At 71.3% G+C, this 15,101-nt stretch carries 11 protein-coding genes; all 11 read left to right on the top strand.

Features of this window, described 5'->3' with window-relative positions; all coding sequences use genetic code 11:
• Nucleotides 1-111: 111 nt before the first annotated feature.
• The 11 genes from ACH4U8_RS35360 to ACH4U8_RS35310 all read left to right on the top strand — a co-directional run bounded on the left by ACH4U8_RS35360 (nucleotide 112) and on the right by ACH4U8_RS35310 (nucleotide 15,052).
• On the top strand, nucleotides 112-1,788 hold the full coding sequence (locus tag ACH4U8_RS35360; protein WP_360318816.1) for a CTP synthase: 1,677 nt from the start codon (nucleotides 112-114) through the stop codon (nucleotides 1,786-1,788).
• A gap of 325 nt (nucleotides 1,789-2,113) precedes the next feature.
• Nucleotides 2,114-2,755: an NUDIX domain-containing protein gene (locus tag ACH4U8_RS35355; protein WP_395782470.1), complete on the top strand. Its 642-nt coding sequence runs from the start codon at nucleotides 2,114-2,116 to the stop codon at nucleotides 2,753-2,755.
• A gap of 176 nt (nucleotides 2,756-2,931) precedes the next feature.
• Nucleotides 2,932-5,052 (top strand): tetratricopeptide repeat protein, encoded by a 2,121-nt coding sequence (locus tag ACH4U8_RS35350; protein ID WP_395782469.1) that lies wholly within the window; start codon nucleotides 2,932-2,934, stop codon nucleotides 5,050-5,052.
• Nucleotides 5,053-5,252: 200 nt separating this feature from the next.
• Nucleotides 5,253-6,368: an alanine dehydrogenase gene (gene ald, locus ACH4U8_RS35345; RefSeq protein WP_360318705.1), complete on the top strand. Its 1,116-nt coding sequence runs from the start codon at nucleotides 5,253-5,255 to the stop codon at nucleotides 6,366-6,368.
• A 280-nt stretch (nucleotides 6,369-6,648) separates the two neighbouring features.
• Nucleotides 6,649-7,578 (top strand): tyrosine recombinase, encoded by a 930-nt coding sequence (locus tag ACH4U8_RS35340; protein ID WP_395782468.1) that lies wholly within the window; start codon nucleotides 6,649-6,651, stop codon nucleotides 7,576-7,578.
• Between the two features lie 354 nt (nucleotides 7,579-7,932).
• A complete protein-coding gene (locus ACH4U8_RS35335) occupies nucleotides 7,933-8,907 on the top strand; it encodes a ParA family protein (RefSeq protein ID WP_020555592.1) in 975 nt (324 codons plus the stop codon).
• Entirely contained in the window at nucleotides 8,892-9,458 is a 567-nt protein-coding gene (locus ACH4U8_RS35330) for a hypothetical protein (RefSeq protein WP_360318699.1), read from the top strand. The genes ACH4U8_RS35335 and ACH4U8_RS35330 overlap by 16 nt, the downstream gene beginning before the upstream one ends.
• A 132-nt stretch (nucleotides 9,459-9,590) precedes the next feature.
• The gene (locus ACH4U8_RS35325; RefSeq protein ID WP_395782467.1) at nucleotides 9,591-10,604 is read left to right on the top strand and encodes a segregation and condensation protein A; all 1,014 of its coding nucleotides are present in this window, start codon (nucleotides 9,591-9,593) and stop codon (nucleotides 10,602-10,604) included.
• Between the two features lie 152 nt (nucleotides 10,605-10,756).
• Nucleotides 10,757-11,380: an SMC-Scp complex subunit ScpB gene (gene scpB, locus ACH4U8_RS35320; protein ID WP_395782487.1), complete on the top strand. Its 624-nt coding sequence runs from the start codon at nucleotides 10,757-10,759 to the stop codon at nucleotides 11,378-11,380.
• Nucleotides 11,380-12,366, top strand: a complete 987-nt coding sequence (locus tag ACH4U8_RS35315; protein ID WP_360318693.1) for a pseudouridine synthase — start codon at nucleotides 11,380-11,382, stop codon at nucleotides 12,364-12,366. Before scpB ends, ACH4U8_RS35315 begins: the two co-directional genes overlap by 1 nt.
• 376 nt (nucleotides 12,367-12,742) lie before the next feature.
• The gene (locus ACH4U8_RS35310) at nucleotides 12,743-15,052 is read left to right on the top strand and encodes a vWA domain-containing protein (protein WP_395782466.1); all 2,310 of its coding nucleotides are present in this window, start codon (nucleotides 12,743-12,745) and stop codon (nucleotides 15,050-15,052) included.
• The last annotated feature ends 49 nt before the right edge of the window (nucleotides 15,053-15,101 follow it).

Raw genomic sequence — 15,101 nt, 5'->3', positions numbered from 1 at the left:
TGTTAGGCTGGTATCCCGTGGACTTGGTGGGACTGTTCCGGGCCCGCATCGGCCCAGCAGCGTCCCCTTCGAAATCCCCTCGATCGCAACCACGGGAGCCCCTCCTTGGCAGTGCCTCAGACGCCCAGTCGCAGCCGGCAGGCGAAGCACCTCTTCGTCACCGGAGGCGTCGCCTCCTCGCTCGGCAAGGGGCTCACCGCGTCGAGCCTCGGAGCGCTCCTCAAGGCGCGCGGCCTGCGGGTCACGATGCAAAAGCTCGACCCGTACCTGAACGTCGACCCCGGGACGATGAACCCGTTCCAGCACGGCGAGGTGTTCGTCACCAACGACGGCGCCGAGACCGACCTGGACGTCGGCCACTACGAGCGCTTCCTCGACGTCGACCTGCACGGCTCGGCCAACGTGACGACCGGTCAGGTCTACTCGACGGTCATCGCCAAGGAGCGTCGCGGCGAATACCTCGGTGACACCGTGCAGGTCATCCCGCACATCACCAACGAGATCAAGTCGCGGATCCGGGCCATGGCCGTGGACGACGTGGACATCGTGATCACCGAGGTCGGCGGGACCGTCGGCGACATCGAGTCGCTGCCGTTCCTCGAATCGATCCGCCAGGTCCGGCACGAGGTCGGCCGGGACAACGTGTTCTTCCTGCACGTCTCGCTGCTTCCGTACATCGGCCCGTCGGGCGAGCTGAAGACCAAGCCGACCCAGCACTCGGTGGCCGCGCTGCGCAGCATCGGCATCCAGCCGGACGCGATCGTGCTGCGTGCGGACCGGGCCGTGCCGCAGGACATCAAGCGCAAGATCTCGCTGATGTGCGACGTGGACGAGGAGGCCGTGGTCGCGGCCATCGACGCTCCGTCCATCTACGACATCCCCAAGGTCCTGCACTCCGAGGGCCTGGACGCCTACGTGGTGCGCCGGCTCGGGCTCAACTTCCGGGACGTGGACTGGACCCAGTGGGACGACCTGCTGCGCCGGGTGCACCAGCCCGAGCGGGAGATCACCGTCGCGCTGGTCGGCAAGTACATCGACCTGCCGGACGCCTACCTCTCGGTCACCGAGGCGATCCGCGCGGGCGGCTTCGCCAACAACGTGCGGACCCGGATCAAGTGGGTGACCTCGGACAACACCGCGACGCCCGAGGGCGCCGCGCGCGAGCTCGGCGACTGCGACGCGGTACTGATCCCCGGCGGGTTCGGCGACCGCGGCGTCGAGGGCAAGGTGCAGGCGATCGCCTACGCCCGCGAGCACCGGATCCCGACCCTGGGCATCTGTCTGGGCCTGCAGTGCATGGTGATCGAGGCCGCGCGCAACCTGGCGGGCCTGGCCGGCGCGAACTCGCTGGAGTTCGACCCGGAGGCCGCGCACCCGGTGGTGGCGACCATGGCCGATCAGCTCGACATCGTCGCGGGCCAGGGCGACCTGGGCGGCACGATGCGCCTGGGCCTGTACACCGCGGACCTGGCCGAGGGCTCGATCGCCCGCGAGGTCTATGGCGCGGCGCAGTCCGAGGAGCGGCACCGGCACCGCTACGAGGTCAACAACGCCTACCGCGGGCAGTTGGAGGAGACCGGTCTGGTCTTCTCCGGGCTCTCGCCGGACGGTCGGCTGGTGGAATACGTGGAACTGCCGCGCGAGCAGCACCCGTACTTCATCGCCACCCAGGCCCACCCGGAGCTGAAGTCCCGCCCGACCCGCCCGCACCCGCTCTTCGCGGGCCTGGTCGCGGCGGCGGTCCGCCGGATCAAGGGCGAGGACCGCGTCGCGGAGACCACGTCCTGACCGATCGTCGGCACTCGACCTGACCGACAACGCGAGGAAGCCACCCACCCGGGCCCCGGGCGGGTGGCTTCTCGGCGTTCGGGCGGTAGGCACGCCCGGCGGTGAACGGACCCGGTGAACGGACCCGGGGAACGCGGCGAAATCGACGGACGGGATCGAAGCGCGCGGCGACGGCACGGGTGGTTCCGGAGGCCGGCCGCGGCGGACGTCGCGTCGCGGTGGCGGGCTTCGGCTCGTCGGGTACGGGTGGCTTGATCCCGGAGGACTAGGGTGATCGATCGGGGCGGCGGTATTCGGCCGGCGGCCGGGTGAAGGGGAGCGCATCGTGGGCGAGTCGGGTACTCGGGCGAGGATCGTGGACACCGCCGAGGCGTGGCCCGTCGCGGAGAGCGAGACGCCGTTCAAGGGGCGGGCCTGGTCGATGCGCAGCGATCTGGTCGAGATGCCGGACGGCAGCAGTGCGCGGCGCGACTACCTGGAGCATCCCGGGGCGGTGGGCGTGGTGGCGCTGGACGAGCAGGGGCGACTGCTGGTGCTGCGCCAGTATCGGCATCCGGTCCGGCACAAGTTGTGGGAGATCCCGGCCGGGCTGTTGGACGTGCCGGGGGAGAACCCGCTGCACGCGGCCCAGCGGGAGTTGTTCGAGGAGGCCCACCACGAGGCCGGCACCTGGAATGTGCTGGTGGACGTCTACACCACACCCGGTTCCTCGGGCGAGGCGATCCGGGTGTTCCTCGCGCGCGGACTGGCCGAGTCGCGGGCCGAGCGATTCGCCGTCGAGCACGAGGAGGTCGGGATGGAACTGGCCTGGCTGCCCCTGGACGAGGCGATCACCGGGATCCTGGCGGGCGAACTGCACAATCCGATACTGGTTTCCGGCGCACTGGCGCTCTCCGCCGCGCTGGCCGGCGACGGGCTGGACGCGCTTCGGGCCGCGGACGCGCCGTGGGCCGCCCGACCCTATTGACCGGCGGCGGTCGCGTCGTGGTGGAGTGGGGATTCCCGTACTCGCCGGCCCCACCCGCGCGGTCCGGCCCGAAACGCTGCGGAATCGGTGCCTCGGGGTTGGCGAGTCGGGCCCGGTGGACCCGCGCGTGGTCGTAGCCTGCGGGCTGGGTGTGGGTGAGACAGGGGGCGTCTGCGGTGGGTGTGACCGGGGAGTCCGGGGTCGGCTGCGCGACGGCCGAGGGGCTGGTTCCCGGAATGCGCGCGCCGGCCGAGGCGTTGCCCGCCATCGTGGACCAACTGCCGCCCGGAGGACCCGACTTCGTCGGCCGAGCCGACGAACTGGACACGCTGTACGGCTGGGTGACCGGACCGGGTGCGGCGATCCCCGCGCAACTCGCGCCGACCGACCCCGAGCACCCGGGCACCACTCGTACCGTCTGGCTGCCTCGCGACCGGGTGGTCGCGATCACCGGACCGGTCGGCGTGGGCCGCACCGAGTTCGCGGTGCGACTCGCGCACCGGCTGGCCCCACACTTCCCGGACGGGCGGCTCTATGCCCGGCTGACCGGGCCGCGCGGTGAGCTGATCCCGCCCGGCGACGTGCTCGAATCCTTGTTGTACGCGCTCGGCACGCCGGCCATACCCTCCGCGCACGAGGAGCGGATCCGGCTCTTCCGGGAGCATCTGGACGGAAAACGCTTCCTGATCCTGCTGGAGGACGTGACCGGGACCGCGCAGTTGCGCCCGCTGCTCCCGGAGAGTCCCACCGCGCTCGTGGTGACCACGTCGGTGTCCCCGCTCACCGGTCTCGGCCGGGCCGCGGCCGTGCGCACCTGCGCGCTGGACATGCTGGACACCCGCGCCTCGGCCGAACTGCTCGGCAACCTGGCCGGGCACACCCGGGTCGCGTGCGATCCGCGCGCCGCGGACGAGCTGGCCGCGCTGTGCGATTTCCACCCGGCCGCGTTGCGGATGGCCGGGGCCTGGTTGCGGGCCCGGCCGCGCTACGCGATGGCCGACGTGGGTCGCCGGTTGCGGGCCGAACGGCTGCGGTTGCACGAGCAGGCCGGCGACGACCTCGCGGTGCGGGCGTGTTTCTCGCTGATCCACCGCGAACTGGTGCCCTCCGCCGCGCGGTTGTTGCGGCTGCTCGCGTTGGTGCCCGGGCGGGAGTTCGGCGCGGACGCCGCCGCCGCGCTGGCCGACTGCGGGCCCGACGCGGCGACCCGGTCGTTGATCGAGCTGCGCGAGCTGCATCTGTTGGAGCAGGGCTCGGTGCCGGGCCGGTTCCGCTTCCACGACCTGGTGCGCGGTTATGTACAGGAACGCCTGGACGCGGAGGAGCGGCCCGGCGAACGACGCAACGCGCGGGTGCGCCTGCTCGACCGGTACGTGCGCCTGGCCCGGTCCGCCGAGCGCATCATCGTCGGCACGGACGGCCCGGACCCGGGCGCGGACGTGCGTTTCGGCTCCGCCGACGAGGCCCGCGCCTGGTTGCGCGACGAACGCCCGGAACTGCTGGCCGCCGCCCGGGTCGCGGCCGCCGCCGGCCTGGACGCGGCCACCCGTCGACTGGTCTCGGTGCTCACCCGGCTGCTGGATCGCCGCGCGCACTGGAGCGACGTGCGCGAACTGCACGAACTCGCGCTGACCACCGCCCGCCGGGCCGGCTCCGGTCGGCAGGAGGCGGTCGCCCTGCTCAACCTGGGCAATCTGCACGTCGCGCGCCAGGAACTGGAGGAGGCGCTGTCCTGTTACCGGGCAGCCCTGGAGGTCTCCCGCGGACTGGGCGACCCGGCCGGCGAGGGCCGGGCGATGGTCAACCTCGGCAACGCCTACGCCGACCTGGGCGACCTGCAACGTGCCGCCGACTGGTACGACCGTTCGCTGCTGCTGCGCCGCACCATCGGCGACGCGGCCGGCCAGGCCCGGGTGTTGTCCCACCTGGGCCGGCTGCACGCCCGGATGGGCCGATTCGAACAGTCGGTCCGCGATCACCGGGCCGCGCTGGGGGTGCGCCGGCGGATCGGCGACCCGGCCGACATCGGCCGGGTGCTGACCGACATCGCCGCGGTGCTCGGCGAGGCGGGCCGCGCGGCGGAGGCGCTCGCGGTCTATCGGGACGCGATGGAGGCGTTTCGGGCGGCGGGCGACGAGCGCCTGGAGGCACTCGCCCTGTTGCAGAGCGCCGAATTGGCGCTCGAAGCCGGCGACGTCCGGGACGCCCGTTCGCGTCGCCGGCAGGCATTGGCCCTGCTCGTGGACGCGGGCGCGCCCGAAGTGGACGAGGTTCGCCGCTTTCTGGGTGACGAATAGCGCCGTCGGGGGTACTCGCTCTCGTCCATCCGCCCGGGCGCAACCTACGAAATAGACAAGCGGTAGGCCCCTCACTGCCACTTTGTAAGGTTGGCGGGGCGATCCAACCGCACTAAGCTAGGAACACCACGAGGTACGGCGTGCATTTGCATGCCTGGGCTCGCTGGTGCCCAACCCTCTGTCGACAGGACTTGATAGCCGTGAAGGTCGGTATCCCCCGCGAGGTCAAGAACCACGAGTACCGCGTGGCGATCACGCCCGCCGGCGTGCACGAGCTCGTGCGTAACGGGCACGAGGTCTACATCGAGCACGACGCGGGCGTCGGCTCCTCCATCCCGAACGGGGAGTACGTGGCCGCGGGGGCGACCATTCTCCCCACGGCGGACGACGTCTGGGCGACCGGCGACCTGATCCTGAAGGTCAAGGAGCCGATCGCGTCGGAGTTCGGGCGGCTGCGCAAGGACCAGACGCTCTTCACCTACCTGCACCTCGCCGCGGGCAAGGAGTGCACCGAGGCGCTGCTCGACGCCGGGACCACGTCCATCGCGTACGAGACGGTGCAGCTTCCCAACGGGGCGCTGCCGCTGCTCGCTCCGATGTCCGAGGTGGCCGGTCGGCTCGCGCCGCAGGTCGGCTCGTACCACCTGATGGCGCAGGGCGGCGGTCGCGGCACCCTGATGGGTGGCGTCTCCGGTGTCTACGCCGCGAAGGTCGTCGTGATCGGCGCCGGTGTCTCGGGCATGAACGCGGCGGCGATCGCGCTGGGCATGCAGGCCGAGGTGCTTTTGCTGGACCGCAACATCCAGGCGCTGCGCGACGCGGACCGGATCTACCAGGGTCACCTGCAGACCGTCGCGTCGAACACGTACGAGATCGAGAAGGCCGTGCTGGACGCGGACCTGGTCATCGGCGCGGTGCTGATTCCCGGTGCGAAGGCGCCGAAGCTGATCACCAACGAGCTGGTGTCGCGGATGAAGCCGGGCTCGGTGCTGGTCGACATCGCGATCGACCAGGGTGGGTGCTTCGAGGACTCGCACGCCACGACGCACGACGACCCGGTGTACAAGGTGCACAACTCGATCTTCTACTGCGTCGCGAACATGCCGGGTGCGGTGCCGCACACGTCGACCTATGCGCTCACGAACGCGACGCTGCCGTACATCGTGCAGCTTGCGAACCGTGGGTGGCGGGATGCGGCGAAGGCGGACCGGGCGTTGGCGCTTGGGCTTTCGACGCATGAGGGGCGGCTTACGAACGCTGCGGTCGGCGAGGCACTTGGCCTGCCGGCTGTGTCGTTGGAGGACGTCCTGGGCTGACGCCCGGGCTTGGCCTCAAACGCCGGCCGGGCTGAGTGGCCTCAAGCGCCGGCGGGGCTGGGTGGCCTCATGCGCCGGCCGGGCTGGGTTCGCCTCAAGCGCCGGCGGGGCTGGGTGGCCTCATGCGCCGGCCGGGCTGGGTTCGCCTCAAGCGCCGGCGGGGCTGATTCGCCTCAAGCGCCGGCCGGGCTGAGGGGCTCGGTTGGGGTTGAGGTGTTGGGCTGGTTGCTTGGTTGGTTGCATTGCGTGCCGTACATCCACAAAGGCGTGGGTGTGCGGCATGTGGTGTTTTGGGGGGCAGAATGAGGGTGTGGATGGGGTTGTCGGGGCGTATTTGGCTTGTGTGGCCGGTGGGGGTGGAGTGGGGCGGGGGACGGTTGCGGCTTATCGGGGGGATTTGCGGCGTTACCTCTCCTGGTTGAGGGGGCGGGGGGTCGGTTCGCCGGAGGGGGTGCGGGGGGAGGATGTGACCGCGTTCGCGGGTGCGTTGCGGGAGGCGGGGGCGGCCGAGGCGTCGGTGGCTCGGGCTCTGGTGGCGGTGCGGGGGTTGCATCGGTTCGCGCTGCGCGAGGGGTTGGTCGCGGTCGACGTCGCGCGGGACGTGCGGCCGGGCGTGCCGAAGTCGCGGCGGGGCGAGGCGCTTTCGGTCGAGCGGGTCGAGGCGTTGTTGGCCGCTGCCTCGACGGGTGCCGCGCCGTACGGGCCGCGCGACCGGGCCTTGCTGGAACTGCTGTACGGGACCGGTGCGCGCGTTTCCGAGGCGATCGGGGCGGATCTGGACGACCTGGACCTGTCCGCGCGGACCGTCGCCCTGGTCGGGCCGGGCGGTCGCCGGCGGGTGGTGCCGTTGGGCGTGCCCGTCCTGGACGCGCTCGATGTGTACCTGACCCGGGCGCGCCCCGAACTCGCCGCCGCGGGGCCCGGCGGCGCCGCCGTCTTTCTCAACGCGCGAGGCGGCCGATTGTCACGGCAGAGCGGCTGGGCCGTGCTCCGCGGCGCCGCCGCGCGGGCCGGGCTGTCGGAGCCCATCTCCCCGCGGACACTGCGGCGTTCGTTCGCCACACATTTGCTCGACGGTGGGGCCGATGTCCGGGTCGTCCAGGAACTCCTGGGTCATTCCTCGGTGTCCACGACCCGGGTCTACGGCCGCGAAACCCCCGATGGACCCCGTCAGGTGTACGCAGGATCCCACCCTCGGGCGCTTGACTAGATCGCCTCACATGTTGCATACGTCGGGCGGTTCGCCTTGCTGCGACCGTCCGCAACGCCATAGAGTCGCGATCCGTCGGCAAGGATTCAGGCTGACGAAGCAAGAAATGACCTGGTCGGCAAGGAGGTAAGACGACTTGTGAACGAGTCGACATTTGCTCCCGGGGGTGCCCAGCCAGGGGCGGCGCCGGGCCGTGCAGCGCCGACTACCTCTTCCTACGGGCCCGCCGACGGCCTACAGGACCAGCAGGGGACGCGCACGGACAGCGCCGCTCAGGTGGGCCAGACCGCCCCGGCCAACCAGGCCGGGCAAGACGGGCTCGATGGTCCGGACGCGCACGAGTACGCCTACGACATGTACTACTACGACGACGAGTTGCGCTACGCCGAGGAACTGCGTGGCGGACCGTTCGACCCCGACGCGGACTACGAACCGGATCCGGAGTACGCCGCGACCCTCGCCCCCGACGCCGCCACGCAGCGGCGCGAGCGGGTCGGCCCGACCGGCCGCGCCCTGCCGTACTTCCCGATTCCGGCGCCGGTGAGCGAGCACGGCCCGGCGAAGATCATCGCGATGTGCAACCAGAAGGGCGGCGTCGGCAAGACCACGTCGACCATCAACCTGGGTGCCGCGCTGGCCGAATACGGTCGACGAGTGCTGCTCGTGGACTTCGACCCCCAGGGCGCCCTGTCGGTGGGCCTGGGCGTCAACCCGATGGAGCTCGAACTCACGGTCTACAACCTGCTGATGGAGAGTCATCTCAGCGCGGACGACGTCCTGCTGAAGACGATCATCCCCGGCATGGACCTGTTGCCCAGCAACATCGACTTGTCGGCCGCCGAGGTGCAACTGGTCACCGAGGTGGCCCGCGAGACCACACTCTCGCGCGCGATCCGGCCGCTGGTCAACGACTACGACTACATCATCATCGACTGCCAGCCTTCGCTCGGTCTGCTCACGGTCAACGCGCTCACCGCGGCGAACAGCGTCATCGTGCCGCTGGAGTGCGAGTTCTTCGCACTGCGCGGCGTCGCGCTGCTGACCGAGACGATCGAGAAGGTGCACGAGCGGCTCAACCCCGACCTCGTGCTCGACGGCATTCTGGCGACGATGTACGACGTGCGCACCGTGCACGGCCGGGAGGTCCTGGCCCGCGTCACCGAGGCGTTCGGCGACCAGGTCTTCCACACCGTGATCGGACGCACCGTCAGGTTCCCCGAGACCACGGTCGCGGGCGAACCGATCACCACCTACGCCTCCAACTCGGTGGGCGCAGCCGCCTATCGCCAACTGGCCAGGGAGGTGCTCGCCCGGTGTCGCGCCGAGTGAGTCTCCCGGGTGCCGACGAACTGTTCCGGACCACCGGTGGCGCCATGCTGCGGCAACAGCAGCAGAACGCCGGCGGGGATTCGGGGGAGTCGCGCGGCACCGTGCCCGCACAGGTCCCGCCGGTCGGAGCAGGTTCCGACAGCACCGAGCGACACGAGTCGTCCGGCGCGGACGGTGGCCCCGGAGAGGCCGAACAGCACGCCGTACAACCGCATCCCGTGCCCGGTCGCCGGGAAGCACCCACGCCCTCGGGCGCGTCCTCGATGTCCGCCGCCGCCGCGGGAGTCGATCCCAACGCGCGCCCGGCGCACCGACGGACACGTGCGCAGCGCCGCCCGAGCGGACGCGAGCGACACGACGAGAAGATCACGGTCTACGTGTCGGCCGAGGAACTGATGGACCTCGAACACGCACGCCTCAGCCTGCGCGGCGACTACGGCCTGGCCGTGGACCGCGGTCGGATAGTGCGTGAGGCGGTCGCGGTGGTCCTGGCCGACCTGGAGGCGCGCGGCGAGGCGAGCATTCTCGTCCGTCGTCTGCGTGGCTCTTAAGCGACATTCGAGCGAACCCCGCTTCGCGAAGTCTCGACGGACCCGCCGGTCCCCCGAGTGGCCCAATTCGGACCACCGCCCGGCGGGTCCGTGCCGTTTCCCGCAGTCGCGGCCCGCACCATTGAGCGCACCATGTCCAACGACAACCGTCCCGACCCCACCCGACGCACCCTCGGGCGCGGCCCGGGTCGGCCCGCCGCACCCCGGGAGCCGGCCGCGGCGGCCGGGCGGACGGGATCGGAATCCGCGCCGCGGCCCGTCCCGGCGACAGTCCCCGTCCCCGCTCCCGCCGCTCCCGCGCCCGATCCTGGGCCCCCGGCGGACGACGGCACCGGTTTCCGGGTCAGCCTGGCCAACTTCGAGGGCCCGTTCGATCTGCTCCTCGGCTTGATCGCGAAGCACAAGCTGGATGTCACCGAGGTCGCGCTGTCCCGGGTCACCGACGAGTTCATCGCCCACATCCGGGCCCAGGGCCCGGACTGGGACCTGGGCCAGGCCACCGAGTTCCTGCTGATCGCGGCGACCCTGCTCGACCTGAAGGCGGCCCGGCTGCTCCCGGCCGCCGAGGTCGAGGACGAGGAGGACCTGGCCCTGCTGGAGGCCCGGGACCTCCTGTTCGCGCGGCTGCTCCAGTACCGGGCGTACAAGCAGATCGCGGGCATTCTGGAGGATCGCTGGGCGGAGGAGTCCCGCCGCTATCCGCGTGAGGTCTCGCTGGAGCCGCGCTATCGGGGCCTGCTGCCCGAGGTGGTGATCACCACGTCGCTGGACCGGTTCGCCAGGCTGGCGGCGAAGGCGATGACCCCCAAGGCGCCGCGGATCGTGTCGATCGAACACATCCATGTGCAGCGGGTGAGCGTGCGGGAGCAGGCGGCGATAGTGGTCGAACGGCTGCGGCGCACCGGCAGCGCGACGTTCGCCGAGTTGGCCCGGGACGCACCGGACACGCTGCACGTGATCGCCCGATTCCTGGTGCTGCTCGAACTCTTTCGCGAGTTGGCGGTGGGGTTCGACCAGGCCGAGGCGTTGGGTGAGCTGACCGTGCGCTGGACGGCCGGCTCGGACGGGGAGTCGATGGTGGGCCGGGAGTTCGACGAGTTCGACGAGTTCGACACGGTGGTGCGCGAGGGCGAGGAGGACGCGTGAGCGACGACGAGGGCTTTTGGATCGAGCCGGACGACGAGACGGCCGGGCCGGAGGCCGCCGTGCCCGCTCCCAGGGCCGCTCGGGTCCGGACCCCGCCGCCCACCCTGCCGGTGTCCAACGGTCCGCTCCCGGCGGCTCTGGAGGCCATCCTGATGGTGGTTCAGGAGCCGGTCTCCGAACACCTGCTCGCCGAGGTGCTCGATCGCCCGCTCGCCGAGGTGCTGGCCACGCTGCGCACCCTGGCGCTGGAGTACACCGCCCAGGGCCGCGGCTTCGACCTGCGCGAGGTGGCCGGCGGCTGGCGGTTCTACAGCCGCCCCGAGCACGCCGCCGCCGTCGAACGCTTCGTCCTGGACGGCCGGCAGTCCAGGCTGACCCAGGCCGCCCTGGAGACGCTCGCCGTGGTGGCCTATCGCCAGCCGGTCAGCCGCGGCCGGATCTCCTCGGTGCGCGGGGTCAACTGCGACGGGGTGATGCGCACGCTGCTGGCGCGCGGCCTGGTGGAGGAATACGGCGTCGAGTACGAGACCCAGGCCACGCTGTACCGCACCACGGAGTTCTTCCTGGAGCGGATGGGCCTGCGTTCGCTCGACGAGTTGCCGGAATTGGCCCCTTTCCTGCCCGAGATCGAGGCGCTGGAGGCGGAGGGCGAAGGGGCCCCGGACGGCTTCGCGACCCGCGCGGCGTCCCCGCTTGCGCGGAGCGGGGATACTGGGAGGGATACCGGGGCGGTGCACGCCGACCTCGACGACGGCGAGACGACTACGGAAGTTTGATGGCACCCACCAACAGGCAAGGCTCCGGCGGCAACGACCGAGGCAACGAACGCTCGGTGAACAAGCGCGGGGGCACCGGGCGCGGCAGCAACACTCCGCAGCCCCGCCGGGTCGCCGACGACAATCGTCGAGGCGGCGCGGGTGGGCAGCCGAAGTCGGGCGCGGCGGGTGGCAAGGACCGCCGCCCGTCGGCTAGCACCGGTCGCCCGGACCGCCGTCCCACCACGATGCGCTCCACCGAGCGCAACGAGCGCGAGCAGCAGGAGGGCGTCCGCCTGCAGAAGGTGATGGCGGACGCGGGCATCGGCAGCCGCCGGCACTGCGAGAACCTGATCGAGGCCGGCCGGGTCCAGGTCAACGACGAGCGGGTCACCGAGCAGGGCAAGCGGGTCGACCCGGACACGGTGGAGATCAAGGTCGACGGGATGCGCATCCCGACCCGCCCGGCGGAGACCTACATCGCGTTCAACAAGCCGACCGGCGTGGTGTCCACCATGTTCGACCCGGACGGCCGGTTCACCATCGCGGACTACATCACCGAGTTCGAGCAGCGCCTGTTCCACGTCGGCCGGCTGGACACCGAGACCGAGGGCCTGATCCTGCTCACCAACCACGGTGAGCTGTCCAACCGACTGACCCACCCCCGGTACGAGGTGCGCAAGACCTACCTCGCCTCGATCCAGGGCCCGATCCCGCGCGACCTGGGCAAGAAGCTCAAGGCCGGGGTCGAGTTGGAGGACGGCGTCGCCCGCGCGGACAGCTTCCGGATCGTGGACAGCGTCGGGCACAACTACCTCGTCGAGGTGGTGCTGCACGAGGGTCGCAAGCACATCGTCCGGCGCATGCTGGCCGAGCTGGGCTTCCCGGTCGAGCGGCTGGTGCGCACCCAGTTCGGTCCGATCCAACTCGGCGACCAGAAGCCGGGCCGCACCCGCCGGTTGTCCAACGAGGAGATCGGCCTGCTGTTTCGCCAGGTCGACCTGTAGGACCCTTCGCAGGTTTCGTCGCGTTTCGGCGCGGGCAGCCAACTGCCTTGACGGCCGCAGTAGTTCCACTTCCGGGTGGAACCGCTGCGGCCGTTGTTCGTATCTGGCCGATTCGGTTCCGCCGGCCTGCCCGATGGTGCATCGTGGAAGCCCGCACGGGGGTGCCCGGGTATTGGCCGAATAACGGTTCGGAACCGAGCGTGTGCCAGTGATCGCGATCGGTGCCCGCAACCCCCCATGTGCTGCTAGAACGTTGCCGAATACCCGAGGTGTGCCTCGCGCACGCGGGGCCGACAGCAGGGGGGACGCCACTTTGGTGCTGCCTGTCCGCCGGGGAGCGCCACGGCCGGCGCCCTCCACACGGCGTCCACGGCGGTTGGCCACCGCAGTTCTGTTCGGCGCGCTCGTGGTGGCGCTGACACCCGGCGCGGCCCGGGCGGCGGACCCCGCGGTGGGCGATCCGAGCCTGAAGGTCGAGCCGATCTCGTACGCGGTCCTGGTCGACGAGTCCGGCAGTCTCAAGGGCCCCGACCTGGACCGGGAGAAGGACGCCGCGACGCTCGCCGCGATCGGCGAACTCTCACCCGACTCGCGAGTGGGCGTGATCGGCTTCGGCAGCGGCGCCGGCGCGAACCCGCCGGTGGACGTCGTCTGCGCACTGACCGTGGTGTCCGACCCGGCGGCGGCCAAGTGTGCCGAGAAGCTGCACGCGCGCACCGACCAGGAGGGCAACAACACCGACATCCCGGCCGCACTGCGCCAGGGCGTGAACATGCTGGCCGGGGCACCCGCAGGGCAGGCCAAGGTGCTGTTCGTGCTGACCGACGGCGCGATGTCGGTCGGGCCCGGCGAAGGCTACGGCAACGACCCCGCCCGGATCCCGGGCGAGTTGGACAAGGGCCTGACCGCCGCGCTGGCCCAGGCGAAGGCGGCCGGCGTACAGATCTGGCCACTGGGCTTCGGCAGCGGGATCGACGCCGCGCAACTGGCCCGGATGGCGGCCGGCGGCGCGCCGTCGACGTGCTCGGAACGGCCCGGGGACAAGCCCGCGGCGATCACGGTCAAGGATTCCGGCGAGGTCGTGCAGACCCTGCAGAAGGCGTTCGCGACCGCGCGCTGCGCCGGGGTCACCCAGACCGACTCGACCGAGGTGAACGGCGAGGCCGACCTGAACGTGACGATCCCGGCGATCGCCACCGACGTGGTCATCCAGGTGCAGAAGGCCGCCGGCGAGATCGAGACCACGTTCTTCGATCCGGACGGCAAGCAGGCCGACAACGCGCCCGGCACCGAGCGGCGCGGGCAGGGCTCGCGCACCGAGACGTTGCGGATCACCGATCCCGTCGCGGGCAAGTGGCGGATCCACCTCAAGGCCCGCCCCGGGGTCTTTGGGCCGGTCAGCGCGGCGGCGCTGTGGCAGGGCGTGGTCAAGTCCTACGTCCAGCTCAACCCGCCGCAGCCCAGCGCCGACGAGTCGGTCAAGTTCAGCGTCTTCCTCCAGACCCGGGAGAAGAACCTGACCGATCCGGCCGCGCTCAAGGGCGTCACCGTGTCCGGCCACGTCGAGGGACCCGGACTCAAGGCGGACATCCCGCTTCGCCCCGGCGACAAGGGCGAGTTCTTCAGCGACTACCGGATCCCGGGCGGCATCACCGGACCGGTCAGCTTCACCGGCACCATCACCGCGCCGGGCGTGGCCGGCACCCGGGAGGTCAAGACGGTCACCCTCGGCGGGGGACCGGCCGCGGTCTCGGCCGAGATCAAGTGGGGCGACAACACGATCGAACCCGGCGGCAGCGTGGCCGGCACCGTCTCCTGGAAGGTCAACGACAACAAGCCGCACAACCTGCGGGTGCTCGCCGACTTCCCGGCCGACACCGGGCTGCGGATCACCGGGGCCGAGCAGAAGGTGACCACCGGCGCCGACAACTTCGGCTTCGAACTCGCCTTCGGCAAGAACATCGCCAAGGGCGACCACACCGGCCGGGTCCGGGTGCTGGACACCACCGACGGCGACCGGGTGCTCTTCGAGACCACCCGCACCATCACCGTCGAACCGCCGCCGGGCTTTTGGGACGAGTACCTGTGGCTGGTGATCGGGGGCGTCGTGCTGCTCGCACTGCTGCTCGCGTTGTTCGGCTTCCTCGCCAAGCGGCGCGGGCGGGCACGTCGGATCGGACCGATCGCGCTGCGGCTGTACCGCGACGGGCAGCCGATCGGCGTGGAGACCCGGCCGCTGAACGAGCGGGCCGAGGCGATGTGGTTCCGGCTGGACACCACCGGCTTCCCGCCGCAGTTGATTCCGCTGTACATGCACGAACCCGGAACCGCGTGGATCGTGCGGCGAACCGCGGCGACCGGCACTCTGGACGTGGAGACTCCGCTCGGCGCACATCTGCACCTGGAAGCGGGCCGGCCCACCGAGGTCGAGCCCGGGCTCGCGCTCGGCTTCACCGACGATCGGGTCCAGCACGGGCCGCCCGCCGACGCGAGTCCCGGTTCGGGTGATCCCTACGGCTCGTACGGCGCGGCCCCGACCGGGTCGCCGCGACCGTACGGCGAGGACGCCTACGGATCCGATCGGCCGTACAACCCGTACGGCCCGTACGGCACGGGACCCGCCGCGGATCCCGCGCCCGGCGCGGGCCCCGACGACACCACGTTCGGCTACGGACCCCCGCGCTGAGCGCGAACCGGGGTCCCCGGCACCTGAACTCGCACGTCACGCACTTTTC

The sequence above is a fragment of the Embleya sp. NPDC020886 genome (assembly GCF_044333915.1).
In the GTDB taxonomy this organism is placed as follows: Bacteria; Actinomycetota; Actinomycetes; order Streptomycetales; family Streptomycetaceae; genus Embleya.
Note: the sequence above shows the minus strand (reverse complement) of the source record. Positions and strands in the feature narration are given on the sequence as shown.

Bases quoted from the DNA above. Each gene is read 5' to 3' on its own strand.
- ACH4U8_RS35340 (WP_395782468.1), top strand. From the start codon at position 6,649: ATGTGGTGTTTTGGGGGGCAGAATGAGGGTGTGGATGGGGTTGTCGGG.
- ACH4U8_RS35335 (WP_020555592.1), top strand. From the start codon at position 7,933: ATGTACTACTACGACGACGAGTTGCGCTACGCCGAGGAACTGCGTGGC.
- ACH4U8_RS35325 (WP_395782467.1), top strand. From the start codon at position 9,591: ATGTCCAACGACAACCGTCCCGACCCCACCCGACGCACCCTCGGGCGC.
- scpB (WP_395782487.1), top strand. From the start codon at position 10,757: ATGGTGGTTCAGGAGCCGGTCTCCGAACACCTGCTCGCCGAGGTGCTC.
- ACH4U8_RS35315 (WP_360318693.1), top strand. From the start codon at position 11,380: ATGGCACCCACCAACAGGCAAGGCTCCGGCGGCAACGACCGAGGCAAC.